Genomic DNA, 25,316 nt, shown 5'->3' with positions numbered 1-25,316 from the left:
ACCGGCCCGAGGGCCGGTTTTTTTACGTCTGCCGTTTTCGCGTCTGTCGCCCGGCAGTCGTACCGGGCCGCCGCAACGGCCCTGCCCCGCTCATCCGAGCGCCAGCCAGTCGAAGCCCGCGTCCTGCGTGGCCACGATCACGTCCTCCCCGTTCGTCCCCAGTACGCCGCCAAACGCCTGGCGGACCAGTTCCGGCAGGTTGTTCTGCTGGCTCAGGTGCGCCCCGACCAGGTGCCGAAGGCGGCTGCGCTCAAGCGATGCGAGGATGGCCGCCGCCGCGTCGTTGCTCAGGTGGCCGTGGTTGCCGCCGATGCGCGCCTTCAGCGACTGCGGATAGCGGCTCGCGGCCAGCATTGCGGTGTCGTGGTTGGATTCGAGCACCAGCGCGTCACAACCGCTCAGTACCGTCGTGATGTGCGGCGTGGCCATGCCGACGTCCGTCAGCACGCCGAGCCGGCTGCAGCCGTCCATAAAGACGAACTGGAGCGGCTCGCGCGCGTCGTGAGGGACCGTATAGGGCATCACGGCCAGATCGCGAATCGCGGCCGTCTCGTCGCCCCACAGCACGTGGAGGTCGACATCGGCCTCGTCCGCGCCGACCGCGCGCGCGGTGCCCCAGCTCATGTAGAGCGGCAGCGACGCCCGGCGGGCGAGCGTCAGCGCACTGCCGACGTGGTCGCTGTGTTCGTGGGTAATCAGGATCGCATCGAGATCGCCGATGCAGAGATTCAGACGGCCGAGCCGACGCTCGACCTCCTTGGCGGAAAAGCCGCAGTCGAGCAGCACGCGGGTGGTCGTCGTGCCGCTCGAGGCCTCGACGACCAGCGCGTTGCCTTCGCTGCCGCTTCCGAGGCTGGCGAATCGCACGCGCTCAGTTCAGCTGCGCGTGGAGCAGCGAAATGATCCGCTGCGCGTCCGACGAGTTGTCGACCTGGCCGTTTGCGCCGATCACCGCGACCTGCGTGCCGCCGTTGCCTTGCGCACGCACGTTGACCAGGAATTCCTTGCCCGGCTTCGCGGCCGCCGGGCCGCCGTAGAACAGCTTGCCGAACAGGCCGTCACGCTTCAGCTCTTCCATCGAATTCGCATAGCGCACGGTGTACACGCCCTTCTCGCGGTCGCGATTGTCGACCGTGAAGTTGGTCCGGTCGAGCGCCAGGCCCACTCGCAGCCACGCACGGTCGAACGACTCGGCCAGCTGCAGCGTTGCCGCGCCGTTGCTCGCGTCGCTGACCTGCGCCGGCGCCGTCGCGGGGCGTGCATCGGTCAGCAGCTGCTTCGCCTGCGCATCGGTCAGGCCGAACTTCTGCATCAACTTCGACAGGAACACCGCTTCCAGCACCGGGTTGCGCGGACGCTCCTCCCAGCGCGACGACGTGCCGCCCTGCGGGCCGACCATCATTTCTTCCATCGCGCTGTGCGTGATCGAGATGTCGGTGTTGCCGTCCGACGTGCGGTTCACGAGCGTACGGAAGCGGTCGCGCGTACCGGACGAGTATGCGAAATCGATGACCTTGCCGATCGTGCGACGGAACCAGTCGTCAGGAATGTTCGCGCGGTTTTCGGCCCAGTCGGTGGCCATGATGCCCGTCGACGGCGCGTCGGTCTTCAGCGAGAAACCGTTCTCCTGCCAGAACTCCTTCAGGATCGGCCACAGCTGCTCGGGCGTCCGGCCATCGACGACGAGCCAGCGGCGGTCGCCGTCGCGCTCGATGTGCATGCCGAACGGATCCTGCGCGCTCGGAATGCCGTCGGTCGCGTTGCCGGCCTGGGTCGTGGCCCGCGGCGGCAGCGTGCCGAGGCCGGCATTGCTCGGCGGCGCGACGAACTGCTGCGTCGTCGGCACCGGCTTCAGGTCGCTCGGCACCGCGAGCGGCGGCGCCGAACCGGTGTTCTTGTAGTTGACCCGGTCGGGGGCCAGATAGTCGTTCAGCGTATCGCAGCCGGCGAGCGCGCCCAGCGCCAGCGCCACCACCGACATCTGGATGGCGCGAGAGGAAAAGGCGAAACGTTTCATGAAATCCTTCGTCTTGCTAGAACGCTCGTCAGGAGCGGCGCCGGACGGAGCCGGCCGGTGCGGGTTGATCAGGGTACGAGCCGGCGGCCGCAGGACGCGGCCGCCCCGGCATCAGGCGAGGACGCCGGCCTCGACGAGGGCCGAACGCACGGCATCGTGGCAGCGCTCGTCGAGCGCCGTGAGCGGCAGCCGGATGCCGCCCTGCATCTTGCCCATCGCCTGCAGCGCCCACTTCACCGGAATCGGGTTCGCCTCGATGAACAGGTTCTTGTGCAGCGACAGCAGCTTCATGTGCAGTTCGCGGGCCGTCTGGACGTCGCCGGCCAGCGCCGCGCGGCACAGCTCGCTCATCGCACGCGGTGCGACGTTCGCCGTGACCGAGATGTTGCCGTGGCCGCCGAGCAGCATCAGCGCGATTGCCGTCGGATCGTCGCCGCTATAGATCGCGAAATGCTTCGGTGCAGCCTTGATCAGGTGCGCGGCGCGATCGATGTTGCCGGTCGCTTCCTTCACGCCGATGATGCCCGGGACTTCCGCGAGGCGAAGCATCGTCTCGTTCGCCATGTCCGCGACCGTGCGGCCCGGCACGTTGTACAGGATCACCGGCAGGTCGACCGCTTCGGCGATCGTCTTGAAGTGACGGTACATGCCTTCCTGCGTCGGCTTGTTGTAGTACGGCACGACCTGCAGCGTCGCGTCCGCGCCGACGGCTTTCGCGTGCTTCGTCAGCTCGATCGCCTCGGCGGTCGAGTTGCCGCCCGCGCCCGCGATGATCGGGATGCGTTTCGCCGCATGCTCGACCGCCGTGCGGATCATCAGGATGTGCTCTTCGACGTTGAGCGTTGCCGACTCGCCGCTCGTACCGACCACGACGAGCGCATCGGTGCCTTCCGCGATATGCCAGTCGATCAGTTTGCGAAACGCCGGCAGGTCGAGACTGCCGTCTTCGAGCATCGGGGTGACGATCGCGGGGATGCTGCCGCGGATTTGAATGCCGTCTTGGGTGCCGTTAGCCATGAAACGCGATTGAGGTTATGTACCGGTAAACGTTGAGATTGTAGCGGATTAGCCGGGCAGTTCGTAACGTGGAATTCCCGCCCCCGCCTTCGGGGTCGCGCCCTCGCGCACTGCGCAGAGACGCTGGACGAACGCCTCGCGCGGCGCGGCAACGAACCCGTCCTCGTACGCCACCACCCGCAGGCGGCCGTGCACGGCATCCAGCAGCTCGCCCGGGGCGAGCAGGAACGCGGGGTTGGACGGTTTACCGACCGATTCGTTTCCTTGCGCGAAGGTTTCGTAGATGAGCACGCCGCCCGGCGCCACCGCATCGAGCAGATGGGGCCAGAGCGGACGATGCAGATAATGGGTGACGATCACCGCCGAAAACTGCTCGCCGGCCGGCAATGGCCACGGCGCGCCTTCGAGATCGGCGTCACGGGCGTCGACGCCCGGAATCGCACGCAACGCGGCCAGCGCGACCGGGTCGCGGTCGAGTGCGACGACCGGATGCCCGCGCGACGCGAACCAGCGCGCATGGCGCCCGCCGCCCGCGGCGACATCCAGCACCGCGCCGCCTGCCGGCACGAGCCGCGACCATTGCGCGACCCAACGCGACGGCTCGGCCTGGGCGACGTGGCCGCCCGCGGCGGCGATGACGGATGCGCTCATGCGGTCGATCAGTTGTACGACAGGCCCATCGCGTCGCGCACGTCGCGCATCGTTTCCGTCGCGTACTTGCGCGCCTTGTCGCAACCGTCCGCGACGATCGCGCGCAGCAGCGACGGATCGTCCATGTACTTCTGCGCACGCTCGAGCATCGGCTGCTGCTCGCGCAGGATGCCTTCGACGACCGGCTGCTTGCAATCGAGGCAGCCGATGCCCGCCGAACGACAGCCCTTCTGCACCCAGTCATGCGTCGCTTCGTCCGTATAGACCTGGTGCAGCTGCCACACCGGGCACTTGTCGGGATCGCCCGGATCGGTGCGGCGCACGCGCGCGGGATCGGTCGGCATCGTGCGGACCTTCTTCGTGATCGTCTCGGCGTCTTCACGCAGGCCGATCGTGTTGCCGTACGACTTGGACATCTTCTGCCCGTCGAGACCCGGCATCCGCGATGCTTCGGTGAGGAGCGCCTGCGGCTCGACGAGGATGATCTTGCGCGCGCCTTCGAGATAGCCGAACAGGCGCTCGCGGTCGCTCATCGACAGACTCTGCGATTCCTGCAGCATCGCGCGCGCCTGTTCGAGCGCCTCGTCGTCGCCCTCCTGCTGGTATGCATTGCGCAGCTCGTGATAGAGCTTCGCGCGCTTGCCGCCGAGTTTCTTCGCGGCATCGAGCGCCTTCTCCTCGAAGCCCGGCTCGCGGCCGTACAGGTAGTTGAAGCGGCGCGCGATCTCGCGCGTCATCTCGACGTGCGGCACCTGGTCTTCACCGACCGGCACGAGCGAGCCGCGATACAGCAGGATGTCGGCCGCCATCAGCACCGGGTAGCCGAGGAAGCCGTAGGTCGACAGGTCCTTGTCCTTCAGCTTCTCCATCTGCTCCTTGTAGGTCGGCACGCGTTCGAGCCAGCCGAGCGGCGTGCTCATGCCGAGCAGCAGCGCGAGTTCGGCATGTTCGGGCACCTTGCTCTGGATGAACAGTGTCGCCTGGGCCGGATCGATGCCGGACGCAAGCCAGTCGATCAGCACGTCCCACACGTTCTTCTCGATGACCTCGGGAGTCTCGTAGTGCGTCGTCAGCGCATGCCAGTCGACGACGCAGAAGAAGCACGGGTACTCGGACTGCAGCTTCACCCAGTTTTTCAGCACGCCGTGGTAATGACCGAGGTGCAGCGACCCGGTGGGTCGCATGCCGGAGAAAATACGTTCAGGGAACATGATTGTCGTTAGAAAAGCGAGGCGAATGGGGACAGGATGGCGCTCAGGACGGCGTAGCCGACGTTGACGAGCGGGCGCAGCCAGAAATTCGTCAGCACGCCCGTCGCGACCAGCGCGAGGACGATGATGAAACCGTACGGCTCGATGCGCGACAGCGCGATCGATTGCTTCGTCGGCAGCAGCGCCGCCAGGATGCGGCCGCCGTCGAGCGGCGGCAGCGGAAACAGGTTCAGCACGCCCAGCACGAGGTTCGCGCTGACGCCGGCAAACGCCATCCGCGTGAAGAACGGCTCGTCGATACCGACGGCGGGCAGCACGAGCGTCAGCACGCCCCAGATCAGCGCCTGCACGAAGTTGCACGCCGGCCCCGCGAGCGATACCCACAGGCTGCCCCAGCGTGGATCGCGCAGGTTGCCGAACGACACCGGCACCGGCTTCGCATAGCCGAACAGGAACGCGCCGCCCGTCAGGAAATACATCGCGAGCGGAATCGCGATCGTGCCGAGCGGATCGATGTGGCGCATCGGGTTGAACGACACGCGCCCCATCATGTAGGCGGTGTTGTCGCCGAGCAGGCGGGCGGCGTAGCCGTGCGCGGCCTCGTGCAGCGTGATCGCGAAGATCACGGGCAGCGCGTAGACGGCGATGGTCTGTATCAGGGAAGCATCCATATCGCGTTATTGTAACAAGCGCACTCGCGCAAAAAATGGAACGGCGCGCTTACGGCGCCGAGAGGCCGAACGGCTCGAGCGCGCCGCGCCCCGCGCGCACGAGCTCAGGCTCGTCGCCGGTGAGGTCGATCACCGTCGACGGCTCGCGCGGGCACGCGCCACCGTCGATCACGAGATCGACCTGTTTCTCGAGCCGCGCGCGAATGTCTTCGGGATCGTTGAGCGGCTCGTCGTCCGGCGGCAGGATCAGCGTCGTGCCGAGCAGCGGCTGGCCGAGCGACTCCAGCAACGCGAGCGTGATCGCGTGATCGGGCACGCGCAACCCGATCGTCTTGCGCGACGGATGCGACAGCCGGCGCGGCACTTCCTTGGTCGCCTGCAGGATGAACACGTACGGGCCGGGCGTCACCGACTTGATCTGGCGGTACTGGCGGTTGTCGACCATCGCGAAGTTGGCGAGCTCCGACAGGTCGCGCACGAGCAGCGACAGGTGCTGCTTCTCGTCGAGGCCGCGAATCCGGCGCACTCGCTCGACCGCGTCCTTGTCGTCGAGATGGCACGCGAGCGCATAGCTCGAATCGGTCGGCATCGCGATCACGCCGCCCTTGCTGACGATCTCCACGGCCTGCTTGATCAGGCGCGGTTGCGGATTATCCGGATGAATCCTGAAGAACTGGGACATGGGGGTACGTGGGGGTACGTAAAGGAAGAGAAGTCGGATGCGCGCGCCGGCGGCAACGCGGGCGGCAGGCCGCCGCCCGGTGTCAGAGCCAGCGCTCCCAGACCGGTGTCAGGTCGGGCGGCAGCGGCGGCAGGCCGCCGAGCTCGACACGGCCCTCGCCTGGCGCATGGAAATCCGAGCCGCGCGATGCCTCGAAGCCGAAGCGGCGTGCGACGTCCGCGTATTCGCGGTACTGGTCGGGCGTGTGGCTGCCCGTCACGACCTCGATCGCGCGGCCGCCCAGATCGATGAACTCGCCGAAAAACGCGTCGAATTCGACGGGCGTATAGCGATAACGGCCCGGATGCGCGACCACGGCTTCGCCGCCGGCCGCCCGAATCCAGGCGACGGCGTCGGGCAGCGTCGCCCAACGGTGCGGGACGAACCCGGGCTTGCCGTCGCCGAGCAGGCGATCGAACACGTCGGACGTCGATTCGGCATGGCCGTTCTCGACGAGAAACCGCGCGAAATGCGTGCGGGAGATCAGGTCGGGATTCGATACGTACTTCAGCGCGCCTTCGTACGCGCCGGGAATGCCGAGCGTGGCGAGCTGCTCGCCGATCGCCAGCGCGCGCGCCGCGCGGCCGTGGCGCGTGCGATACAGGCCGTCGACGAGCACCGGATTCGCGGGATCGACGTTCAGGCCGACGATGTGCACGGTGCGCGACGCCCACGTGACCGAAATCTCGACGCCGCTCAGGTAGCGCATGCCGAGCGCTTCCGCCTCGCCGCGCGCCGCCGCCTGACCGCCGATTTCGTCGTGGTCGGTCAACGCCCACAGGGTCACGCCGCCGGCATGGGCGCGGCGCGCGACGTCGGCAGGCGACAGCAACCCGTCGGAAACATTCGAATGGCAGTGGAGATCGGCGTTCATTGTCGGCATGGCAGGTAAGGCTTCATTCTACTGCAACGCGGCAATGCGCCGCCCGCCTGCCCCGCCGCTGACGCCGCGCGGCTTACGCGCAGAACGCCTCGATCAGCGCCGCGATCTGCTCGGGCTGGTCGTGATGCACCATGTGGCCGGCATCCTCGACGAGCTTCTCGCGCCAGTCGGAAAACGCGTTGAAACGCGCCTTGAATTCCGGCAGCGGGATATCGCCGGCGATGTGTGCGAGCGTCGGCGAGTTGACGGCCTCGACGTGCAGCACCTTCGCACGCACCTGCGCCCAGGTAGCCATCACTTCGTCGAGCCGGTACAGCAGCGGGCCCGGCATCTTGTGAGCGGGGTCGGCCAGCAGGTGGTAGAGGCCGTCGTCGCCGCGCTTCGACCAGTGCGCGGCGAGGAACGCGGCGCGACGCGGGTCCAGCCGGGGATTGGTTTTGGTCAGGCGCGCCGCCACGTCGTCGAGTGACGCATAAGGGCGCAGCGCGGGCGGTTCGCGCAACTCGTCGAGCCAGCCGCGCAGCCGGCGCGGCGCCTGCTCGGCCCGCGCGGGCGCGAGCCCGAAACCCTCGAGATCGACCACGCGCCGCACGCGCTCCGGCCGTGCGCCGGCATACAGGCACACGACGTTCGCGCCCATGCTGTGCCCGACCAGGTTGACTTCGCCGGCCGGCGCATAGTGGTCGACGAGCGCATCGAGATCACCCAGATATTCGTGGAACCAGTAGTGGCCGCCACCCTGCCGCGCGACCGGCCAGTCGGACAGCCCGAAGCCGCGCGCATCGGGCGCGATCACCTGCCAGTCGCCCGCGAGCGCATCGACGACGAACTGGAACGACGCCGCGACGTCCATCCAGCCATGCAGCATGAACAGCGTCGGCGCATCGGGCCGGCCCCAGCGCCGGACATGCAGCTGGACGCCGCGCACCATGACGAAATCGGAAACAGAACTCGAGGCACTCATCGCAGCCGCTCAAAAAAGAATGGTCGTTCGATTATAGCGGTGGCGCTTTCTTTCCGGCGGCCGGCAGTCGAGGCGCCGCTCTAGCGGCGCCGGCGCGCACGGGCCGCCGGGACGCGCCATCTGCCGGGTGCCCTGGACAGCCGGCGGCGGTCGAAACGCAGCCGAACCCGAGCGGGTCAGCGCGGCGCGCTTCCGTCCGCCCCGTCCTGCGCGGCCAGTTCGTCGAGTTCGGCCTTCTCGAATCCGGCATCGCGGCGTGCGTCGAAATTGAACGGGCCGCGCAGCCGCGGTGCATGGTATTGCTCGGCGAGTTGCCGGTAGGTCGGCACGGGATCGCGGCCGGCTTCGTCGCACAGATGCCGGAACCAGCAGTTGCCAATCGCGACATGGCCGATTTCGTCGCGCAGGATCACGTCGAGGATCGCGGCCGACGCCTCGTCGCCCGCCTGTACGAGCCGCGCGCGAATCGGCGGCGACGCGTCGAGCCCGCGGGCCTCGAGCGTACGCGGCACGAGCGCCATGCGCGCAAGCACGTCGCCCTTGGTTCGCTCGCACATCTCCCACAGGCCGTTGTGCGCGGGAAAATCGCCGTACGCATGCCCGAATGCCGCCAGGCGGTCGGACAGCAGCGTGAAGTGGTACGCCTCCTCGGCCGCCACCTTCAGCCAGTCCGAGTAGAACGCGTTCGGCAGGCCCGCGAAGCGCCAGACGGCGTCGAGCGCGAGGTTGATCGCGTTGAACTCGATATGGGCAAGCGCGTGCAGCAGCACGGCGCGCCCTTCGGGCGAACGCATGCTGCGTCGCTCGAGCTGGCGCGGCTCGACCAGCGGCGGGCGCGCCGGGCGCCCGGGCAAGTCGGCCGGCTCGGGCAATTCGAGCGACGGGGCGATCGTCGCCCGCCCGGCCAGCAGCGCATCGTGGAGCGAGCGCACCTGTGCGGCCTTGGCCGCGGGTTCTGCGTCACGCAGTGCGACAAGCGCGGCGCGGCGCACGCAGGCACGCGCATCGCCGAAAGAAGAAGACTCCATGCTCATAAACGGGGACACCCTGCGCGCGCATCGCGGGAGCGCACGCACGCGACGGTTTACAATAGGCGATTGTTCCGCGGCGCAATGCGAACGCGCCGGGCAAACCGGACGCGCCATTCTACCGGCGCCCATCATCGAAGAGACAAGGAGACTCCGTGACGATCTACAAGCTGGGCGATACGGCCCCGACGATCCACGAAAGCGTATTCGTCGCCGACACGGCGGCCATCATCGGCAAGGTCGTGCTCGAGGAGAACGCGAGCGTCTGGTTCGGTGCGACGATTCGCGGCGACAACGAGACGATTACCGTCGGCGCGGGCAGCAACGTCCAGGAAGGCGCGGTACTGCATACGGACCCGGGCTTTCCGCTGACGATTGCCGAAAACGTGACGATCGGCCACCAGGCCATGCTGCACGGCTGCACGATCGGCGAAGGGTCGCTGGTCGGGATTCAGGCGGTGGTCTTGAATGGAGCGGTGATCGGCCGCAACTGTCTGGTTGGTGCCGGCGCGGTCGTGACGGAAGGCAAGACGTTCCCGGACAATTCGCTGATTCTCGGCGCACCGGCGAAAGTCGTGCGCGAGCTGACGGCGGAAGACATCGCGCGGCTGCGCACGAACGCGAAGACGTACGTCGAGCGGCGTGCGCATTTCAAGGAGCAACTCGTGCGAATCGGGTGATTCGCACGGATTTCAAGGAAGAAGAGTGAGCGACCAGTTACAGAAATTCATGTTCAATGCGGCGCCCGTGCGCGGCGAGATCGTTTCGCTGCGCAATACGTGGCAGGAAGTGCTCTCCCGCCGCGACTACCCGGCCCCCGTGCGCACGGTGCTCGGCGAGATGATGGCCGCATGCGCGCTGCTGTCCGCGAACCTGAAATTCAACGGCACCCTGATCATGCAGATCTTCGGCGACGGGCCGGTCCAGATGCTGGTCGTCCAGTGCGGCTCGGATCTGTCGATGCGGGCCACCGCGAAGTTCGCCGGCGACGCCGCCCAGACGATCGGCGACGACACCAGCTTCGCATCGCTCGTCAATGCGAGCGGTCACGGCCGTTGCGTGATCACGCTCGACCCGGCCGACAAGCTGCCGGGCCAGCAGCCGTACCAGGGCATCGTGCCGCTGAACGGCGTCGACGGCCCGCTCGAATCCGTCTCGCAGGTGCTCGAGCATTACATGCATCACTCGGAGCAGCTCGACACGCGGATGTGGCTCGCGGCCGATCGCGACCGTGCGGTCGGCATGCTGCTGCAGAAGCTGCCGGGCGACGGCGGCATCGTGCCGCGCAACGCCGAAACCGATACCGATACGTGGGAACGCGTCTGCACGCTCGGCGGCACGCTGTCCGCCAAGGAACTGCTCGAGGTCGAACCGGAAGTCGTGTTCCGCCGGCTGTTCTGGCAGGAAAACGTGCAGCACTTCGAGCCGGCCGGCACGCGCTTCCAGTGCTCGTGCTCGCGCGAGAAGGTCGGTGCGATGCTGCGCATGCTCGGCCGCGAAGAGGTCGACAGCGTGATCGTCGAGCGTGGCCACGTCGAGATCCATTGCGAGTTCTGCAATCAGCGCTATGAATTCGATCCGGTCGACGTCGCGCAGCTGTTCGCGGCACCCGGCGTCGAGACGGGCATCGCGCCCGCGACCGAACAGCGTCACTGAGCGGCGACCCGATGCCCGCCGTCCGGGCACGGGCGCATAATGACGCACGAGCGTCGCACGCAAGGCTCGCGCGCCGAAGTCCCGCACTTCGGCGCAAGCCGCTTCCCGTCGTCGGCGCGCTGCAGGAGAAACACATGAATCGCCCGCTTCGTCTCCCGTTTCGAACCGTCGTCCTGACGAGCGTTGCCGCCTGCACGCTCGCGCTTGCCGGCTGCGCGATGCCGCCGCCGACTTCCACGATCCTGAGCCGCCTGCCCGAACCCGGCGCATCGGGCGGCCAGCCGCCCGCGCTGTCGAGCGCCGAACGCAAGCGCTATGACGAGATCGACCAGCAGGTGCTGCGCGAACAGAACAGCGCGATGGCAGCCGAGGCAGCCGCGCGCGCGTGGGCTTATTACTCGCCGCCGCCCGTGACCGTCTACGGCGGGTATTACGGCGGATGGGGCAATCGCTGGGGCACGGGTATCAGCTACGGCTACCCGGGATGGTGGTGGTGAGCATCCATCGCTCAGCCGATTGACTACCGGCAGGAAATAAAAAAGCGCGGCATTTCCCGCGCTTTTTCAATGGGTTCGAACGATCGAGATCAGTGATGCGCGGCCTTGCCCTTGTCGCCGCCATGATGCCGCGACGGCTTCGCGATCGACTGCGGATTCGGCACGACGCGCACCGGCGCCGCGGACACGGCGCCGCGCGTCGACGTATTCGACGGCATGTTGTTCAACGGCGCGGCCGGCGCATTCGGCGACACGAACTGCACGAATACCTCGCCGTCCTTCACCATGCCCATCTCGTAGCGCGCGCGCTCCTCGATGGCCGCGGTGCCGCTCTGCAGATCCTGCACTTCGCCGGCAGTGCGCTCGTTGCGCAGTTTCTCGTCCGCATTCTTCTGGAGCTGGTCGTCGAGCTGCTGACGCAATTCATGCACCCGCAGCCAGCCGCCGTGTCCCCACCATAGGGGGTACTGAATGAGCGCCAGCAAGGCAATCAGGACGACAGTGACAAGCCGCATGTAAGAAACGCAGATATAAGAAGCGCCGCTCCGCGCACATGCACAGAGCGGCGTCGATATGACGAACCCGATAGTAGCGCGTTAGCGCAGGTTATAGAAAGCCGATTTACCCGGGTAGCTCGCGATGTCGCCGAGATCTTCCTCGATGCGCAGCAGCTGGTTGTACTTCGAGATACGGTCGCTGCGCGACAGCGAACCCGTCTTGATCTGACCGGCGTTCAGGCCGACCGCGATATCCGCGATCGTCGAATCTTCCGTTTCGCCCGAGCGGTGCGAGATCACGGCCGTGTAGCCTGCGCGCTTCGCCATTTCGATGGCCGCGAACGTTTCGGTCAGCGTACCGATCTGGTTGATCTTGATGAGGATCGAGTTCGCGATGCCCTTCTCGATGCCTTCCTTCAGGATGCGCGTGTTCGTGACGAACAGGTCGTCGCCGACCAGCTGCACCTTCTTGCCGAGGCGGTCGGTCAGCAGCTTCCAGCCTTCCCAGTCGCTTTCGTGCATGCCGTCCTCGATCGACACGATCGGGAACTTGTCGGCGAGCGTCGCGAGGTAGTCGGTGAATTCGGCCGACGACAGTTGCAGGCCTTCGCCCGCGAGCTGGTACTTGCCGTCGTGATAGAACTCGGATGCCGCGCAGTCGAGCGCGAGCAGCACGTCTTCGCCCGCACGGTAGCCGGCCTTCTCGATCGCCTGCAGGATCGTCGACAGGCACTCGTCGTTGCTGCCGAAGTTCGGCGCGAAGCCGCCTTCGTCGCCGACTGCCGTGCTCATGCCGCGGTCGCTCAGGATCTTCTTCAGTGCGTGGAACACTTCCGCGCCGCAACGCAGGGCTTCACGGAACGTCGGCTGGCTCACCGGGACGATCATGAATTCCTGGATGTCGAGGCTGTTGTTCGCATGCGCGCCGCCGTTGACGATGTTCATCATCGGCACCGGCAGTTGCATCGCGCCCGAACCGCCGAAGTAGCGGTACAGCGGCAGGCCGGCCTCTTCGGCCGCTGCCTTCGCGACGGCCATCGACACGGCCAGCATCGCGTTCGCGCCGAGGCGCGACTTGTTGTCGGTGCCGTCCAGCTCGAGCAGCGTCTTGTCGAGGAACGCCTGTTCCGACGCGTCGAGGCCCATGATGGCTTCGGAGATTTCGGTGTTGATGTGCTCGACCGCCTTCAGCACGCCCTTGCCGTTGTAGCGGCCGGCTTCGCCGTCGCGCAGTTCGATCGCTTCACGCGAGCCGGTGGACGCGCCCGACGGCACCGCCGCGCGGCCCATCGTGCCCGATTCGAGCAGCACGTCGCATTCGACGGTGGGGTTGCCGCGCGAATCCAGAATCTCGCGGCCGATGATATCTACGATTGCACTCATGGGTTTCCTCTGAGAATGACGATGGATTCTTCAAACTGCGACGGCGCGCGCGCCCGAACCGCTTTCGCTACTGACGCGCGAAACCGTCGCAAGGTTCATTCGATCTTTAATTGAAATCGTTTTCCAGGAACGGGTGGCGCTTCACCGCCTGGTCGAGCGTGACGAGGGTCTCCAGCAGCGCGCCCATCCGGTTCAGCGGCACCGCGTTCGGGCCGTCCGATTTTGCCTCGGCCGGATTCGGGTGCGTTTCCATGAAGAGGCCCGCGACGCCCGTCGCGACCGCCGCACGGGCAAGCACCGGCACGAATTCGCGCTGGCCGCCCGAGCTTGTGCCCTGCCCGCCCGGCAACTGCACCGAGTGGGTCGCGTCGAACACGACCGGGGCGCTCGTCTCGCGCATGATCGCGAGCGAACGCATGTCCGACACGAGATTGTTGTAGCCGAACGAGACACCGCGCTCGCACGCCATGAAGCGGTCTTCCGACAGCCCCGCTTCACGTGCGGCGTCGCGCGCCTTGTCGATCACGTTCTTCATGTCGTGCGGCGCGAGGAACTGGCCCTTCTTGATGTTGACGGGCTTGCCCGAGCGCGCGCACGCCTGGATGAAATCGGTCTGGCGGCACAGGAACGCGGGCGTCTGCAGCACGTCGACGACCGACGCGACCTGCTCGATCTCGTCGATCGAATGCACGTCGGTCAGCACCGGCAGGCCGAGCTGGCGCTTCACCTCGGACAGGATCCGCAGGCCCTCGTCCATTCCGAGGCCACGAAACGACTTGCCCGAGCTGCGGTTCGCCTTGTCGTAGGACGACTTGTAGATGAACGGAACGTTCAGCTTCGCGCAGATTTCCTTCAGGCGGCCTGCCGTGTCGATCGTCATTTGCTCCGACTCGACGACGCAGGTACCCGCGATCAGGAAGAAAGGCTTGTCGAGACCGACCTCGAAATCGCACAGCTTCATGCTTGCACTCCGCGCGCTTGCTTGTTGGCGAGCGCGGCTTCGACGAACGACTTGAAGAGGGGATGACCGTCACGCGGCGTGGACGTGAATTCCGGGTGGAACTGGACGCCGACGAACCACGGGTGCATCGAACGCGGCAGCTCCATCATTTCCGGCAGATCCTCGCTCGGGGTACGGGCGCTGATGATAAGGCCGCCGGCTTCGAGCTGGGGCACGAAGCGGTTATTGACTTCATAACGGTGGCGATGACGTTCGTTCACGTCCTTGCCATAGATTTCCTCGGCCATCGTGCCGGGCTTGATCGGGCAGCGCTGCGAACCGAGGCGCATCGTGCCGCCGAGGTCGGATTCCTCGGTGCGCGTCTCGACCTTGCCGTCGCGGTCGTACCACTCGGTGATCAGCGCGACCACGCGTTCCGGCGTGTCCGGCTCGAATTCCGTGCTGTTCGCCTGCTTCAGGCCGACGACGTCGCGTGCGAATTCGATCACCGCGAGCTGCATGCCGAGGCAGATGCCGAGATACGGCACCTTGGCTTCACGCGCATAGCGGATCGCCGCGATCTTGCCTTCCGTGCCGCGACGGCCGAAACCGCCCGGCACCAGCACGGCGTCGAGGTGCTTCAGGCTGTCGACACCGTTCGACTCGATCTCTTCCGAGTCGATGTATTCGATGTTGACCTTGGTCGACGTATGCAGCGATGCGTGGCGCAGCGCCTCGATCAGCGACTTGTACGACTCGGTCAGGTCGACGTACTTGCCGACCATGCCGATCGTCACTTCGTGCTTCGGGTTCTCGAGCTTCTCGACGAGTTCCGACCACATGCTCAGGTCGGCGTCCTTCGGCGACAGCTTCAGTTCCTCGCAGATGATCCGGTCGAGGCCCTGGTCGTGCAGCATCTGCGGAATCTTGTAGATGCTGTCGGCGTCCCACACCGAGATCACGGCGTCTTCCGGCACGTTCGAGAACATCGAGATCTTCTTCGATTCGTCGTCCGGAATGCGGCGGTCCGCACGGCACAGCAGCACGTGCGGCAGGATGCCGATCTCGCGCAGCTTCTGCACGCTGTGCTGGGTCGGCTTCGTCTTCAGCTCGCCGGCCGTCGCGACGTACGGCACCAGCGTCAGGTGCACGAAGCACGCGCTGTTGCGGCCGAGGCGCAGGCTCATCTGGCGCGCGGCTTCAAGGAACGGCAGCGATTCGATGTCGCCGACCGTGCCGCCGATCTCGACGATCGCGACATCCGGCTCGCCGCAGGTGGCCGATGCCGCCCCGCGCTCGATGAACGCCTGGATTTCGTTCGTGATGTGCGGAATCACCTGCACGGTCTTGCCGAGATAGTCGCCGCGGCGCTCCTTGCGGATCACCGATTCGTAGATCTGGCCGGTCGTGAAGTTGTTGGCCTTGCGCATCTTCGTGCTGATGAAGCGCTCATAGTGGCCGAGGTCGAGGTCGGTCTCCGCTCCGTCTTCCGTCACGAACACTTCGCCGTGCTGGAACGGGCTCATCGTGCCGGGGTCGACGTTGATGTAGGGATCGAGTTTGAGGAGGGTGACTTTCAGACCGCGCGATTCGAGGATCGCGGCGAGGGAGGCGGCGGCAATACCCTTGCCGAGGGAAGAAACTACGCCGCCGGTGACGAAAACATATTTGGTCATCGCTGAATGCTCGCGGGAAAAACGGATTATACCGTAAAGCCCGCCCTTCTCTCAGCAATTGACTCGATGATCGCGCCCTTTCGCGCCGCCCCGCACCAGCCGTGGGCGCCGGGGCGAAGCCCCCCCGCCGGCCGGCGCAGCCGCACGCACTGGCGGCGCGGCCCGGTCACCCGGCCCGGCGTCAGGCGCGCTTCGCGAGCGGGGCGCCGCCCTGCGACACGTCGCCCTCGGCCGCCTTCAGCGAATTCAGCATCCGCTGCAATGCGCGGGCGGTCTCGAGCGGCCGCTCCATCGGGAACAGGTGGCTGCCTTCCAGCCATTCGACGCGGCCGCGCGCCGCGCGGCGCGTCGCATCGAGCCCGACCTGGCGCACCTCGCGCGAACGCGTGCCGGCGAGAAAACCGAGCGGCACCGGCGCGCCGTGCGCGAGCCTCGGGCCGAGCGTGTGCGGCAGCGTCCGGTAGATCAGGTATTCGACCTGCCGGTCGAACGCGAGCACCCGCTCGCCGTCGGCCCCGGCCTGCGGAATCCCGTAGTCGATGTAGTCGGCCAGCATCCGTTCGTCCCAGCGGGCGAACGCCGGTTTCTCACGAAAGTGCCGCCAGACTTCGTCACGGCTCACCCAGCGCGTGCGCCGGTTGCGCGTCGCGGCCGCCGGCGACAGCCGCTCGTCGAGCCCCGCCCACTGGCTCGCACGCAATGCGCCGGCGCGCCAGCCCGCGATGATCGGCGAATCGATCATCACGACGCCGCGCACCCATTGAGGCTTCTTCAGCGCAGCCATCAGCGACAGGTAGCCGCCGAGCGAATGGCCGACGAGCCAGACGGGACGCTCGTAGCGGCTGCCGATATCGTCGAGCAGTTGCTCGACGAGATGCGGCCAGTCGCGCGTCACCGGGTAGCGGCGGTCGTGGCCGATCCGTTCGATGTAGCGCAGCTCGTAGTCGTCGGCCAGTTCGGCGAAGATCGTGCGGTACGTCGACGCCGGAAAGCCGTTCGCATGCGAGAAATGGAGGATGTCCTTCAAACGCCGATGTCTCCCTTGTCGACCGGAATTGATGCGGCCCTTGCCGCGCTCACCGATCCATCCAGTATCGCCGCCGAACGTCGCGATGAAGCTCGAAGGCAAACCCGCCGTCGGCCGGCGCGACGTCGAACCGCACGGCGCCGTCGCGATCGGTGCGCGGCAGCGGAATCCCGCGCCCCTCGTAACGTGCGAGAACCGCCCGGTGCGGATGTCCGAAACGATTGCGATAGCCTACAGGAAATACCGCGACGCGCGGCCCGACCGAATCGAGGAAAGGCTCGACCGACGACGTGCGGCTGCCGTGATGCGGAACGACCAGGATCTGCGCGGCAAGCGTGTCGCGCGCCGTGCCCACGAGCTGGCGTTCGACGGGCGCTTCGATGTCGCCCGTCAGCAGCGCGGACGTCCCGCCCGCGTCGATGCGCAGCACGCACGACTGCCCGTTCGACGAACCCGCGCCCGGACCGCCCGATGGCCAGAGCATCGTGAACACCACGCCGTCCCAGGTCCAGCGCTGCCCGGCCGCGCATGGCAGCCGGTCGGCAACGCCGGCGGCCATCGCATCGCGCCACAGCCCGCTCGTCGGCGGAATGCCCGCCAGCAGCTGGCGCACGTCGGCAGCCGCATAGACGGCCGGTGCGCCGCCCGCGTGATCGGCGTGCGCGTGACTGAGCACGAGCGAATCGACCACCGCGATGCCTCGTGAGCGCAATGCCGGCGCGACGATCCGCGCACCGGCATGCGTCCACTCCGCGCCCGGTCCCGCGTCGAACAGCAAGGTCCGTCGGGCGGTCTCCACCAGCACCGACGCACCCTGCCCGACGTCGAGCACGGTCAGCCGGAAACCGCCCGGCGGCGGCGCATCGGCTGCCGGCGCGACGAGCGGCAGCCACGTGAGCGGCGCAGCCCAGCGCAGCGGCCAGCCGCGCGGCATCAGCGCCCATGCGACGCCCGCGCAGGCCAGCGCCAGCACCGGCCAGTCGGGCATGCGCAACCAGAAGACGCCGGCCGGCCAGTCGGCGAGGTATCCCAGCAACGTCATCATCGGTTCGAGTGCCGCGTGCGCAAGCCGGAACGCATAGGCGTCGAACGGCGCCGGCAGCGCGATGCCGGCCAGCACGACCGGCGTCACGACCGAGCTGACCCAGGGAATCGCGAACGCATTGCCGAACGGGCCCGACAGCGATATCTGCGCAAACCAGGCGGCCGTCAGCGGCGCGAGGCCGATCGTCACCGCGTACTGCACGCGCGTGGCCTCGGCGATGCGGCGCCCGGCGCGTGCACCCCACGCGCGCGCCCGGTTCGACAAGCCAGCGGTGCCGCCACCCTCCTCACCCCCATCGCCTTGCGCATCGGCCTCGCGCACGGCGCGCCAGCCGGAAACCGCCAGCAGGATCACGGCGACCGCCCCGAACGACAGCCAGAACCCGGCCGACAGCACGGCCCACGGATCGGCAAGCAGTACGCCGCCGAGCGACGCGCACAGCACCGCGGAAGCCGGCACGCTGCGCCCGGCCAGATACGCAATGCCGCCGGCCGCGATCATCCACCATGCGCGCTGCGCCGGCACGTTGAAGCCGGCGAGCGCCGCATAACCGGCCGCGGCCGTCAGCGCGGCGAGCGCGGCCGCGTACGGCGCCGGCAATACGAGCGTCGCGGCCCGGGCGCGCCAGCGCAGGCGACGCCAGACCATCGACACGAGCCCGCCCGCGATCGCGCCGACGAGCCCGACATGCAGGCCGGAGATCGCGACGAGGTGGCTCGTGCCCGTGTTGCGCAGCACGCGCCAGTCGTCGTCGCCGATGCCCGACTGGTCGCCGATCGCGAGCGCGGCGACGATGCCGCGATGGCCGGCGTCGCCGCCAAGCGTCTCGCCGATACGCAAGCGCAGCACGTCGCGCAGCCGATCGATCGATGCACGCCATCCCGACGCGCGCGCATCGAGCAATACCGCCCGCCGGGGCGCGCTGACATAACCGACGGCGCGAATGCCCGCGGCAAGCCAGGCCGCCTCGCTGTCGCGCACGCCGGGATTGGCCTCCGCATGCGGGCGCTTCAGGCGCACGACGAAACGCCAGCGCTGCGCGGCGCGCAGATCGGGCAGCGCGTCGCGCGTCGCGGCCGCGTCATACGCGCGCCACGACAGACGGATCAACGGCGGGAAACGGGCCAGCCCCGCATCGTTCGACTCGACCGCGAACAGCAGCCGCGCACCTGTGTCGTCGACCACGGGCAGCCCCCGGATCACACCGGTGACGACGATGTCGCGCCCTTCCCACTCGACGGGCAGGCTGTCGCCCAGCCGCCATTCGGCCCGCGCGGCCGCGTAGCCGAATCCGGCGACGCTGGCCGCGAGCGCGCAAAGCATCCATCCGAACGCGACGGTCATACGCATACGCCGGCGGCGCATGCACCACGCGCCCAGGACCACGCAGCCCGCGAGCCCGGTCGCACCGATCGTCCATGCGAACGCACCCGGCAGCGTCGCCTGCCGCTGCAGTACGACCACGCCGAGCGCGAACGCGATCCACCACACGCGCATCGTCCCTCCTCGTCGATCCGGCGCCGCCATTGCGAATACGGCGCCTTCCGGCAACGATTATGCGGACGAAAGAGCGAGTCGCGGCAGCGCGGCGAGCGCGTTAGCCGAAGTGCATAGGGAGAGCGCGCCGGTGTCGATCCCGCGCAGTTCGGCGAGCACGTCGCCGATGCGCGGCACCTGGTCGGGCGTGTTGCGGGATTTGTATGCCCATTCGGGCGCGATGTCGGGCGCATCCGTCTCGACGACGATCGCCTCGAGCGGCAACTGTGCCGCGAGCCGGCGGATCTGCAGCGCCCGCGTGAACGTCACGTTGCCGCCGAAGCCGAGATGCAGCCCGTGCGCGAGATACGCTTCGGCCTGCTGAAAACTGCCGTTGAACGCATGCGCGATGCCGCGCCGCACGCCGAAGCGGCGCAGCCCGGCCAGTACGCGGTCCTGCGACTTGCGCACGTGACACAGCACGGGCAGGTCGAATTCGCGCGCAAGCTTCAGCTGCCCCTGGTAGAAGAACTGCTGCCGCGCGTCGTCGAGCCCCGGCACGAAATAGTCGAGTCCGATCTCGCCGATCGCGACGAAGCGCGGATCGTCGAGGCTCGCCTCGATTTCCATGCGCAACAGGTCGAGATCCTCGTCGCGTGCGCGCGGCGTATACATCGGATGGATGCCGAGCGCATAGACCGCGCCCGGCGTGCGGTGCGCAAGCTCGCGCACCGTCGTGAAGTTGTCGCGCCCGACGCTCGGGATCACGATGCGCGACACGCCGGCCGCGTGCGCCGCCTGTACGACCGCGTCGCGGTCGGCGTCGAACTCGGCGGCATCGAGATGGCAGTGCGTATCGATCCACATGGCGATGTTCCAGCACGCTGGCGCCGCGCCGGGACGAACCCGGCAGCCGGCCAGCGGCGTTCACTTACACCGGCAACGCCGGCTCCTCGTGCAGCACGCCGTCGCGCAGCCGCATGATGCGGTCACAGCGCGCGGCGAGATCGGGATCGTGCGTGACGATCACGAAGCTCGTTTCGAGCGTTTCCGACAATTCGAGCATCAGGTTGAACACCGTATCTGCCGTCGTGCCGTCGAGGTTGCCGGTCGGCTCGTCGGCGAGCACGCACGCGGGCTTCGTGACCAGCGCGCGCGCGATCGCGACGCGCTGCCGCTCGCCACCCGACAACTCGCCCGGCCGATGCTTCGCCCGCGGCCCGAGACCGACGCGTTCGAGCATCGCCTGGGCCTCGGCACGCGCGGCCTCGGTCGTCATCCGGCGGATGCGCAGCGGCATCGCGACGTTGTCGAGCGCGGTGAACTCGGGCAGCAGGTGATGGAACTGGTAGACGAAACCGAGCGCACGGTTGCGCAATTCGTTGCGCTCGCGCTCGGCGAGTTGCGTGAACGGCTTGCCGAGCAGCGACACCTCGCCCGCGCTCGGCTCGTCGAGCCCGCCCAGCACGTGCAGCAGCGTGCTCTTGCCGGAGCCCGACGCGCCGACGACCGCAAGCTTCTCGCCGCGCCGCACCGTCAGCTCGGTATTGTCGAGCACCTGCACGTTGAAGCCGCCCTGTACGAACGCCTTCGTGATCCCGCGCGCCTGAAGCACGTATTCCTGCATACCTGCCGAATCCTGTGTGTTGTGTTGTCGTGAATCCGCGAATGCGGTCGCGCGATCATTCATAGCGAAGGGCCTCCGCCGGCTTCACCTTCGCCCCGCGCCAGCTCGGATAGAGCGTCGCGACAGCCGACAGCGCGAACGCGATCAGCCCGATCCGGATCACGTCGCTCGCGACGAGTTCCGACGGCAGCTCGCTGATGAAGTACACCGACGGCGGCAGGAACTGCACACCGAACAGGTGCTCGATCATCGGAATCAGCCACGGGATGCTCCATGCGATCAGGCAGCCGAGCGCGACGCCCGACGCCGTGCCGACGAAGCCGATCGTCACGCCCTGCACGACGAAGATCTTCATGATCGACCCCGGCTGCGCGCCGAGCGTGCGCAGGATCGCGATGTCGGCCTGCTTGTTGGTCACCGTCATCACGAGCGACGACACGAGGTTGAACGCGGCCACCGCGATGATCAGCGTGAGGATGATGAACATCATCCGCTTCTCGATCTGCACGGCCGAGAACCACGTCTTGTTCTGCTGGGTCCAGTCGCGGATGTACAGGCTGCCCGACAGCGTATGCGACAGCTCGACCGCCACGTCCGGCGCCTTCTGCATGTCCTTCAGCCGCAGCCGCACACCGGTCGGCGCGGCCATCCGGAACAGCGCCTCGGCATCGCGGATGTTGATCATCGCGAGCGTGCTGTCGTATTCGTAGTGCCCGGACTCGAACACGCCGACGACCGTGAACTGCTTCAGCCGCGGCATCATGCCGGCCGGCGTGATCGAACCCTCCGGCGCGACGAGCGTCACCTTGTCGCCGACCGTCACGCCGAGGTTGCCGGCAAGCGCGTCGCCGAGCACGATGCCGAACTGGCCCGGCACGAGCGCGGCGAGCTGGCCGGCCTTCATGTCCTTGCCGATATCCGACACCTGCGGCTCGAGCGTCGGCTCGACACCGCGCAGCATCACGCCGCTCACCGCGTCCTGGCGAGTGAGCAGCGCCTGCGCGTCGACATATGGCGCCGCGCCGATCACCGACGGATTGCGGCGCGCTTCCTGCGCGGTCAGCTGCCAGTCGGGCATCGAACCCGTCGGCGAGAACACCTCGACGTGCGCGAGCACCGACAGCATGCGGTCGCGCACTTCCTTCTGGAAGCCGTTCATCACCGACAGCACGACGATCAGTGCCGCGACACCGAGCGCGATCCCGAGCATCGACACGAGCGCGATGAAGGAAATGAAGCCGTTACCGGTCGTGCGTTTGCCGGCGCGCGTGTAGCGCCAGCCGATCTGCCATTCGTACGGAAGTTTCAAGCGAATCCTTTCTGCTGGTTACGGCGGGGAGGCGCCCCGCGGCCGGACCGCCGCCCGGTGGCGGCCACCGGCCCGGGCACGGTCGAAAAACGGCCGCCGGACGCGAACGGGCCGTCAGCCGGCCCGATCACGCGCGCAGTTTGCCATACAATGCGCACCATCATGCACGACCGACGCCTCCATTTTCTCGTTCCGTTCGCGCTGCCGTCGGCGGCCGATGCGGCCTCGTCCCTGCACACGCTGGACAGCCCCGCGCTCGAAAAGTTGCTCGCACGCGCGAGCCTCGTCGAGCGCGTGGCCGGCGAGGACTTCCAGCGCACGCTGCCGCACGAGCGCTGGCTGGCCCGCCAGTTCGGCGCGACCCAGGGCAACGCCGCCGACGAGGCGCCGCTCGCGCCCTACATGCTGCTGGCGGACGGCGGCGATCCGGGCGCCCGGGCCTGGGCCTGCGTCGAGCCCGTCCACGTCGAAATCGCGCACGATCACCTGGTGCTCGTCGATCCGGCGGCCCTTGCGCTCGACGACGGCGACGCGGCCGCGCTGCTCGCGGTCGCCCGGCCGCTGATCGAGGAGCTCGGCGTACGGCTCGAAGCGCCGAACCCGTCACGCTGGTACCTGTCGAGCGAGCAGCTCGCCCGGCTCGCCGGCGCCGCGCCGCTGCGCGCGAGCGGCCGCAACATCGAAATCTGGCTGCCGCACGAGGCGCATACGGGCGAACGCTCGCGGATGTGGATGAAGCTGCAGAACGAAGTGCAGATGGCCTGGTTCCAGCACCCGGTCAACGAAGCGCGCGAAGCGCGCGGGCTGCCGGCCGTCAACTCGATCTGGTTCCATGCGCAGGGCACGCTGAAACCGGTCGGCCAGCCGTTCGCGCGCGTGCTGTCCGCATCGCCCGCGGCGCTCGGCCTTGCGCGCGCCGCGCGGATCGACGCCTCGGGCGTGCCCGCCGCATTCGGCGCACTGCCCGCTGCCGGCGGCGCGACGCTCGTCGAACTGCCGGCGCTGACCACCCCGTTCATCGAGCAGGACTGGGCACGCTGGCACGACGGACTCGCCGCGCTCGAGCGCGACTGGTTCGCGCCGGCCCTCGCCGCGCTGCGGAACGGCGAGCTGGCGGGCGTCGATTTCACGCTGTGCGGCGACACGAGTTCCGTGACGCTGCGTGCGACGCGCTCAGACCTGCGCAAGTTCTGGCGCCGCCGCGCGCTGGCCTCCCTGTTTGAATAACAAGCACACCCCGTATGACCCGGATCGTTACCCGCCCCGTCGCGCCCGCCGACGCCGAAGCGCTCGCGCGCCACGGCCTGCATCCCGTGCTCGCGCGCCTGTACGCGTCGCGCGGCGTGCAGTCCCCCGCCGACATCGAGACCGCGCTCGCGCGGCTCGTCCCGCCCACCGAGCTGAAAGGCTGCGCCGATGCGGCGTCGCTGCTCGCCGACGCGATCGCCGACAAGCGGCGCCTGCTCGTCGTCGCCGACTACGACTGCGACGGCGCGACCGCTTGCGCGGTCGCGGTGCGCGGCCTGCGGATGTTCGGCGCGCAGATCGACTACCTGGTGCCGAACCGCTTCGAATACGGCTACGGCCTCACGCCCGAGATCGTCGAACTCGCCGCCGCGCGCAAGCCCGACCTGCTGATCACCGTCGACAACGGGATCGCGAGCGTCGCGGGCGTCGAAGCGGCGAACGCGCGCGGCATCGACGTGCTCGTGACCGATCACCACCTGCCCGGCGACGCACTGCCCGCCGCACGCGCGATCGTCAACCCGAACCAGCCGGGCTGCGCGTTCCCGAGCAAGCACCTCGCCGGCGTCGGCGTGATGTTCTACGTGCTGCTCGCGCTGCGCGCCGAGCTGCGCCGCCGCGGCGCCTTTGCGAGCAAGGAAGCCGAGCCGCGCCTCGACGGCCTGCTCGACCTCGTCGCGCTCGGCACCGTCGCCGACGTCGTGCGGCTCGACGGCAACAACCGCGTGCTCGTCGCGCAAGGGCTGCAGCGCATCCGCAACGGCCGCATGCAACCGGGCGTCGCCGCGCTGTTCCGCGCCGCCGCGCGCGAAGCGCGCACGGCATCGGGCTTCGACCTCGGTTTCGGCCTCGGCCCGCGCCTGAACGCCGCCGGGCGGCTCTCCGACATGTCGCTCGGCATCGAGTGCCTGATCACCGACGACATCGGCCGCGCATGGGATCTGGCGCAGCAGCTCGACGTGATGAACCGCGAGCGCCGCGAGATCGAGGCCGGCATGCAGCAGCAGGCGCTCGCCGATCTCGCCGACGTCGACCCGGCCGACGCGTGCACGATCACCCTCTTCAACCCCGAGTGGCACCAGGGCGTGATCGGCATCGTCGCCGGCCGGCTCAAGGAAAAATTCCACCGCCCGTCGTTCACGTTCGCGCACGCGGACGACGAAGGCAAGCGGGTCAAGGGTTCGGGCCGGTCGATCCCGGGCTTCCACCTGCGCGACGCGCTCGACCTCGTGTCGAAACGCGAACCGGACCTGATCGTCGCGTTCGGCGGCCACGCGATGGCGGCCGGCCTCACGCTCGACACCGAGAACGTGCCGCGCTTCGCCGCCGCGTTCGAGGCGGTCGCGCGCGAATGGCTGTCCGACGACGCGCTCGCCCGCGTGATCGAGACCGACGGCGAACTCGAGGACGCCTACTTCACGCCGCAGTTCGTCGGGCTGCTCGACGAGGCCGTCTGGGGGCAAGGTTTTCCGGCCCCGCTTTTCTCGGGCGAATTCGACGTCGTGTCCCAGTCGCTCGTGAAGGAAAAGCACCTGAAACTGCAGCTTGCACGCGGCCGCCAGCGCTTCAACGCGATCTGGTTCAACCACACGGAACCCCTGCCGGAAAGCGCGCTGGTCGCGTACCGGCTCGTCGCCGACACGTGGAACGGCGTCACGCGCGTCCAGCTGATCGTCGAACACGCGGCCGGCTGAGCGCCCGCCGATGCATGCGCGCCGCGCCGGACGGGGCCGCGGTGCACGCGCGAGCACCGTTTGCGTCACCGGGCAACCCTG

General features: G+C 68.0%; 24 protein-coding genes. 5 read left to right on the top strand and 19 right to left on the bottom strand.

Annotated elements, in window-relative coordinates:
* Positions 1-90: 90 nt before the first annotated feature.
* The 10 genes from ABIC51_RS03935 to ABIC51_RS03890 all read right to left on the bottom strand — a co-directional run bounded on the left by ABIC51_RS03935 (position 91) and on the right by ABIC51_RS03890 (position 9,169).
* Entirely contained in the window at positions 91-867 is a 777-nt protein-coding gene (locus ABIC51_RS03935; RefSeq protein ID WP_027786988.1) for an MBL fold metallo-hydrolase, read from the bottom strand.
* 4 nt (positions 868-871) lie between these two features.
* Entirely contained in the window at positions 872-2,017 is a 1,146-nt protein-coding gene (gene bamC, locus ABIC51_RS03930; protein WP_027786987.1) for an NlpB/DapX family lipoprotein, read from the bottom strand.
* A 111-nt stretch (positions 2,018-2,128) separates the two neighbouring features.
* Positions 2,129-3,034 (bottom strand): 4-hydroxy-tetrahydrodipicolinate synthase, encoded by a 906-nt coding sequence (gene dapA, locus ABIC51_RS03925; protein ID WP_021162674.1) that lies wholly within the window; start codon positions 3,032-3,034, stop codon positions 2,129-2,131.
* A 48-nt stretch (positions 3,035-3,082) separates the two neighbouring features.
* Complete coding sequence (locus tag ABIC51_RS03920; protein ID WP_059554211.1) at positions 3,083-3,685, bottom strand: class I SAM-dependent methyltransferase; 603 nt, start codon at positions 3,683-3,685, stop codon at positions 3,083-3,085.
* A gap of 8 nt (positions 3,686-3,693) precedes the next feature.
* Positions 3,694-4,896, bottom strand: coding sequence for a tryptophan--tRNA ligase (locus ABIC51_RS03915; RefSeq protein ID WP_011352534.1), 1,203 nt, complete (start codon positions 4,894-4,896; stop codon positions 3,694-3,696).
* A gap of 8 nt (positions 4,897-4,904) precedes the next feature.
* Positions 4,905-5,567 (bottom strand): site-2 protease family protein, encoded by a 663-nt coding sequence (locus tag ABIC51_RS03910; protein WP_027786984.1) that lies wholly within the window; start codon positions 5,565-5,567, stop codon positions 4,905-4,907.
* 49 nt (positions 5,568-5,616) lie between these two features.
* Positions 5,617-6,249: an L-threonylcarbamoyladenylate synthase gene (locus ABIC51_RS03905; RefSeq protein WP_021157697.1), complete on the bottom strand. Its 633-nt coding sequence runs from the start codon at positions 6,247-6,249 to the stop codon at positions 5,617-5,619.
* Between the two features lie 82 nt (positions 6,250-6,331).
* On the bottom strand, positions 6,332-7,162 hold the full coding sequence (locus ABIC51_RS03900; RefSeq protein ID WP_059688910.1) for a 3',5'-nucleoside bisphosphate phosphatase: 831 nt from the start codon (positions 7,160-7,162) through the stop codon (positions 6,332-6,334).
* Positions 7,163-7,244: 82 nt separating this feature from the next.
* Entirely contained in the window at positions 7,245-8,135 is an 891-nt protein-coding gene (locus ABIC51_RS03895; RefSeq protein ID WP_027786982.1) for an alpha/beta fold hydrolase, read from the bottom strand.
* Between the two features lie 176 nt (positions 8,136-8,311).
* Positions 8,312-9,169: a ferritin-like domain-containing protein gene (locus ABIC51_RS03890; protein ID WP_354006364.1), complete on the bottom strand. Its 858-nt coding sequence runs from the start codon at positions 9,167-9,169 to the stop codon at positions 8,312-8,314.
* A 149-nt stretch (positions 9,170-9,318) separates the two neighbouring features.
* Between ABIC51_RS03890 and ABIC51_RS03885 the strand changes: the two genes are divergently transcribed.
* The 3 genes from ABIC51_RS03885 (at position 9,319) to ABIC51_RS03875 (ending at position 11,316) form a co-directional block, all read left to right on the top strand.
* On the top strand, positions 9,319-9,843 hold the full coding sequence (locus ABIC51_RS03885; protein WP_021157692.1) for a gamma carbonic anhydrase family protein: 525 nt from the start codon (positions 9,319-9,321) through the stop codon (positions 9,841-9,843).
* Positions 9,844-9,868: 25 nt separating this feature from the next.
* Positions 9,869-10,819, top strand: a complete 951-nt coding sequence (gene hslO, locus ABIC51_RS03880) for an Hsp33 family molecular chaperone HslO (RefSeq protein WP_027786980.1) — start codon at positions 9,869-9,871, stop codon at positions 10,817-10,819.
* Positions 10,820-10,953: 134 nt separating this feature from the next.
* A complete protein-coding gene (locus tag ABIC51_RS03875) occupies positions 10,954-11,316 on the top strand; it encodes a hypothetical protein (protein WP_027786979.1) in 363 nt (120 codons plus the stop codon).
* A gap of 89 nt (positions 11,317-11,405) precedes the next feature.
* On the opposite strand, the gene ftsB is transcribed toward ABIC51_RS03875, so the two are convergent.
* From ftsB to ABIC51_RS03830, 9 genes are all read right to left on the bottom strand, one after another.
* Positions 11,406-11,831, bottom strand: a complete 426-nt coding sequence (gene ftsB, locus ABIC51_RS03870; RefSeq protein WP_027786978.1) for a cell division protein FtsB — start codon at positions 11,829-11,831, stop codon at positions 11,406-11,408.
* An 81-nt stretch (positions 11,832-11,912) separates the two neighbouring features.
* A complete protein-coding gene (gene eno, locus ABIC51_RS03865; RefSeq protein WP_011352544.1) occupies positions 11,913-13,196 on the bottom strand; it encodes a phosphopyruvate hydratase in 1,284 nt (427 codons plus the stop codon).
* Positions 13,197-13,302: 106 nt separating this feature from the next.
* A complete protein-coding gene (gene kdsA / locus ABIC51_RS03860) occupies positions 13,303-14,157 on the bottom strand; it encodes a 3-deoxy-8-phosphooctulonate synthase (protein ID WP_060084351.1) in 855 nt (284 codons plus the stop codon).
* Positions 14,154-15,812: a CTP synthase gene (gene pyrG, locus ABIC51_RS03855; protein WP_021157687.1), complete on the bottom strand. Its 1,659-nt coding sequence runs from the start codon at positions 15,810-15,812 to the stop codon at positions 14,154-14,156. The genes kdsA and pyrG overlap by 4 nt, the downstream gene beginning before the upstream one ends.
* 181 nt (positions 15,813-15,993) lie before the next feature.
* Positions 15,994-16,839: an alpha/beta fold hydrolase gene (locus tag ABIC51_RS03850; protein WP_124673582.1), complete on the bottom strand. Its 846-nt coding sequence runs from the start codon at positions 16,837-16,839 to the stop codon at positions 15,994-15,996.
* 49 nt (positions 16,840-16,888) lie between these two features.
* A complete protein-coding gene (locus ABIC51_RS03845; protein WP_354006363.1) occupies positions 16,889-19,381 on the bottom strand; it encodes a DNA internalization-related competence protein ComEC/Rec2 in 2,493 nt (830 codons plus the stop codon).
* Between the two features lie 57 nt (positions 19,382-19,438).
* On the bottom strand, positions 19,439-20,227 hold the full coding sequence (locus tag ABIC51_RS03840) for a TatD family hydrolase (protein WP_124919479.1): 789 nt from the start codon (positions 20,225-20,227) through the stop codon (positions 19,439-19,441).
* A gap of 64 nt (positions 20,228-20,291) precedes the next feature.
* The gene (lolD, locus tag ABIC51_RS03835; protein WP_027786974.1) at positions 20,292-21,050 is read right to left on the bottom strand and encodes a lipoprotein-releasing ABC transporter ATP-binding protein LolD; all 759 of its coding nucleotides are present in this window, start codon (positions 21,048-21,050) and stop codon (positions 20,292-20,294) included.
* A complete protein-coding gene (locus ABIC51_RS03830) occupies positions 21,043-22,296 on the bottom strand; it encodes a lipoprotein-releasing ABC transporter permease subunit (protein ID WP_021157682.1) in 1,254 nt (417 codons plus the stop codon). The genes lolD and ABIC51_RS03830 overlap by 8 nt, the downstream gene beginning before the upstream one ends.
* Before the next feature lie 162 nt (positions 22,297-22,458).
* On the opposite strand from ABIC51_RS03830, the gene ABIC51_RS03825 reads away from it, so the two are divergent.
* Positions 22,459-23,523, top strand: coding sequence for a hypothetical protein (locus ABIC51_RS03825; RefSeq protein WP_027786973.1), 1,065 nt, complete (start codon positions 22,459-22,461; stop codon positions 23,521-23,523).
* 14 nt (positions 23,524-23,537) lie between these two features.
* On the top strand, positions 23,538-25,235 hold the full coding sequence (recJ, locus tag ABIC51_RS03820; protein WP_021157680.1) for a single-stranded-DNA-specific exonuclease RecJ: 1,698 nt from the start codon (positions 23,538-23,540) through the stop codon (positions 25,233-25,235).
* The last annotated feature ends 81 nt before the right edge of the window (positions 25,236-25,316 follow it).

It is taken from the genome of Burkholderia sp. 572, assembly GCF_040545135.1.
GTDB lineage: Bacteria > Pseudomonadota > Gammaproteobacteria > Burkholderiales > Burkholderiaceae > Burkholderia > Burkholderia cepacia.
Note: the sequence above shows the minus strand (reverse complement) of the source record. Positions and strands in the feature narration are given on the sequence as shown.